The organism is Labrys sp. 22185, from assembly GCF_052045555.1.
In the GTDB taxonomy this organism is placed as follows: domain Bacteria; phylum Pseudomonadota; class Alphaproteobacteria; order Rhizobiales; family Labraceae; genus Labrys; species Labrys neptuniae.
The window spans coordinates 1-2,954 of the sequence record NZ_JBQEPH010000107.1 but is presented as its reverse complement, the minus strand read 5'-3'; the positions used below and the strand labels follow the sequence as shown (position 1 = coordinate 2,954).

The following is a 2,954-nucleotide window of genomic DNA, read 5'->3' as shown; positions in this document are numbered from 1 at the left end:
CCAGGCGCTCAGGGCACTGCGGCTGATCCCGACCGATTGCTCGGTCTCCAGCCGTTGCACCATCTCGTTGAGCGTGATGTCCTTGCGTTCCTCGATCAGCCCGACGATGAAGGCTTCATGCACATCGAGGCTGGAGGAGCGGCTACGGCCAGGCCGCCGAGGCGCCAACTCACCCACCTTCGCTCGTGCAATCCACCGGATCGCACTTGAAACGCCGACACCGAACCGCGCTGCAGCCTGACGCGCCGACATGCCTTCTGCTGAGGCCTTCAAGACACGAGACCGTAGATCTCCGCTCAGGGCTCTTCCCATCATCAACCTCTCCCACAAGGCAGATGTTGAATCAGCTCACAAGCCACCTGTCACATCACAATCGATTCATCGATCGCAGGACATGCTCTAGTTGCGAGCGATCTGAGCCAGCCAAATGTGCCATACGACAAGATACTACGGTTCGCATGCCGTTGGAATCCCATAGAGTTTTTGCACAATCTGATTTTGGTGGACACCTCATGCTCCAAACCACTCAACAGAAAAACGTGCCGAGAAATTCGCACTTCCGGTCATTTCGAAGACTGCTTCACGCTCTTTCCCATAGAACGTCCCTCAGATTTGCCGGAAATCAGCCAATGATGATAACCGGAGTCGAAAGTCCCGGATCGTACCGCTTCTGCGACATCGGGATGGGCTTTCAGATATCGGCCTTCGTCGAAGCCGGCTGGCAAGGCCGAGTGGAGTGCCTCTTCCCGGGTCACGGCCTTGGAGGCGAGGAATAGGCTGAAATTGAGCTTGCCATCCTGTGTCGTGGGTAGAAGGCTCCTAATTGCATCAAGAATTTCCTTCGCTTCATCGTAGCGTGCATTCCGTCCAAGCAGGACGGCTTTGGCTAATGCAACATGGCCGCCATCATCGCCCAGCCTCGTAATCGCTGCGTCAAGCAAGCCGATTTCGTCCTTGAGCGTAAAGTCATAGTTCGAAATGCGCTCGAGTATCCGATCGGGAATTCTCTCCACCAAGCGGAATACAGCGCTGTCCTGGACATGGCTTTCAGCTACCTCGAAAAAGGGCGAAAGATATTCCTGAACGACATGAAGCCACGGCAGCAGCGGATGATGGTAGTCTTGCTGGATGATCAGGGAAATGCCGGGCATCAGTGACGGAAAAAACTGCTGCAGGACATGCCGCCAGATCGGCAGTGTTTTGGATACGTCATTGAAGAGAATTTCGATCGGCCGTCCCGACCATTTCGTTTGCGTGATATCCCCTGGATAAATTCGAATGTGGCGACTATATTCGCCCAGGTTCTTGAAAAATACGTGAAACGTTGACTCGTCGTCTGCAACCGAAATACCGAAGTGTTTCTTAAGTTGATCCGACATATATTCGACGGATTCCCCCTCCTCCTGCCACACCCTAAAAAGATCGTAGCTATGAAGACGGCCCGATTTGTGCTTGATACGATCGTTTTTTTCCAGTCCCTTGGCCATGCAGAAAGCTGAGGCGCCCAGGAACGCGCCGGCATCGATGATTTCGCCTCCACCCTGATAAACATCGCGACATAAGTAAAACAAGAAAGCGCCCTCTTGCTGGCTGAGCATTCCATGAGGCATATCTTGTACCTCACTGGTATCGTGCAGCCATGGGCGATTCCGAAACGTCATGCTGATCACCACTTATTTATTAATTTTCTACGTTCTACCCAATTTATTGAAATAATACTTCAAATTATCGGATAGCTCGTTCGAATTGATCATAATTCTCTTCAGGCAGCAAGGATGCGATATAATAAAAAATGTTTAGGTCATTGTTATACTATGCCGTACACCGAGGTTAGGTCCAACTGGACACCCGCAAAAACCCGTTGATTTCGGAGCCAGCAGGCGCAGCGTGACGGGTGATCGAGCCCGAGTTGCTCCTTCAACTGCTGATGCGCCTGCTCGCAGATCCAACGCGCCTTGATGGCGCCGGTCAGGCGCTTGAGCGAGGTGTCGGCGGGCAGGTTCCACTTTTCTCGATATTCATTCGGGGGCAGCCCAAGAAAACGTAAATGCCGTTTGAGCGATTTGAGCCTGCGGCCATCCTCGAGGCAAATCACGTAGTCTGGCGTGACGGATCTCTTGATCGGCACGGCCAGTTCCGGCAAAGGAGGAGGGGCCAAGCGATAGCAGGAGGCGGCGTCAGCTTGCGCTGATGGGCAGCGTCGATGGCCACCCGTCGCCGTGCCGCTTCGGCCTTGAAGGAGGCGAGGCTGCGGGTGAGGCCTGCCTCTTCCGCCAATTCCTCGGTGGCGTCGAGCGCGAGGACCACCTCGCCCCGTTTGACATGGCTGCCGTCGACGGGGGGCAGGCTTTTGACTTTGCCTGCCTCTAACGGCTGGATGATCTTGACCTTGCCCGCCGGCTCGAACTTGCCCTGCGCCACCGCGATGATGTCGATGCGCCCGAAGTAGGACCAGAGCAGGGAAACCACCACGAAGGCGCAGATGATCACGATCAGGGCCATGCGCACCGGCGACGGCGGCGTCTCCAGGATCTCCAGGGCCGGCGCCAGGAACTCCTGGTCCGAGCGGCGCGGCTTGAGGCGTTTGGGCGGCCTGGGAATGGGCCGGCCGGCATTGGGCGGTGGGGATTGCGCGTTCATGATGAGGCCGCCTCCATCCTGTCGTTCTGCAGGGCCCAGAGCCGGGCATAGACACCGTCTGGCCTGGCCAGCAGCTCGGCATGGCTGCCGATCTCGACGATGCGGCCATCCGCCATGCCGACGATGCGGTTGCAGGGCCGGACCGCGGCAAGGCGATGGGCGATGATGATCACGGTGCGCCCCTGGACGATCTGGCGCATATTGGTCTGGATCACCCGCTCGCTCTCATAATCGAGCGCCGAGGTCGCCTCGTCGAAGATCAGGATCGGCGGATTGGTGGCAAGGGCTCTGGCAATGGCGATGCGCTGGCGCTG

At 56.7% G+C, this 2,954-nt stretch carries 4 protein-coding genes and 1 pseudogene; all 5 read right to left on the bottom strand.

Annotated features, from left to right (window positions below; genetic code table 11):
* On the bottom strand, positions 1-312 hold a 312-nt coding region (locus ACTJKX_RS38090; RefSeq protein ID WP_440728340.1), incomplete at its 3' end, for a helix-turn-helix domain-containing protein.
* 251 nt (positions 313-563) lie between these two features.
* Entirely contained in the window at positions 564-1,661 is a 1,098-nt protein-coding gene (locus ACTJKX_RS38085; RefSeq protein WP_440728490.1) for a hypothetical protein, read from the bottom strand.
* A 377-nt stretch (positions 1,662-2,038) separates the two neighbouring features.
* A pseudogene (locus tag ACTJKX_RS38080) lies at positions 2,039-2,095 on the bottom strand (MucR family transcriptional regulator); the annotation flags it as partial.
* Positions 2,092-2,640, bottom strand: coding sequence for a hypothetical protein (locus ACTJKX_RS38075; RefSeq protein ID WP_440728489.1), 549 nt, complete (start codon positions 2,638-2,640; stop codon positions 2,092-2,094). The pseudogene ACTJKX_RS38080 and the gene ACTJKX_RS38075, both read right to left, overlap by 4 nt.
* On the bottom strand, positions 2,637-2,954 hold a 318-nt coding region (locus tag ACTJKX_RS38070), incomplete at its 5' end, for an ATP-binding cassette domain-containing protein (RefSeq protein ID WP_440727868.1). The genes ACTJKX_RS38075 and ACTJKX_RS38070, both read right to left, overlap by 4 nt.

Excerpts from the sequence above, each read along its gene's own strand:
- ACTJKX_RS38085 (WP_440728490.1), bottom strand. The coding sequence starts at position 1,661 with ATGACGTTTCGGAATCGCCCATGGCTGCACGATACCAGTGAGGTACAA.
- ACTJKX_RS38075 (WP_440728489.1), bottom strand. The coding sequence starts at position 2,640 with ATGAACGCGCAATCCCCACCGCCCAATGCCGGCCGGCCCATTCCCAGG.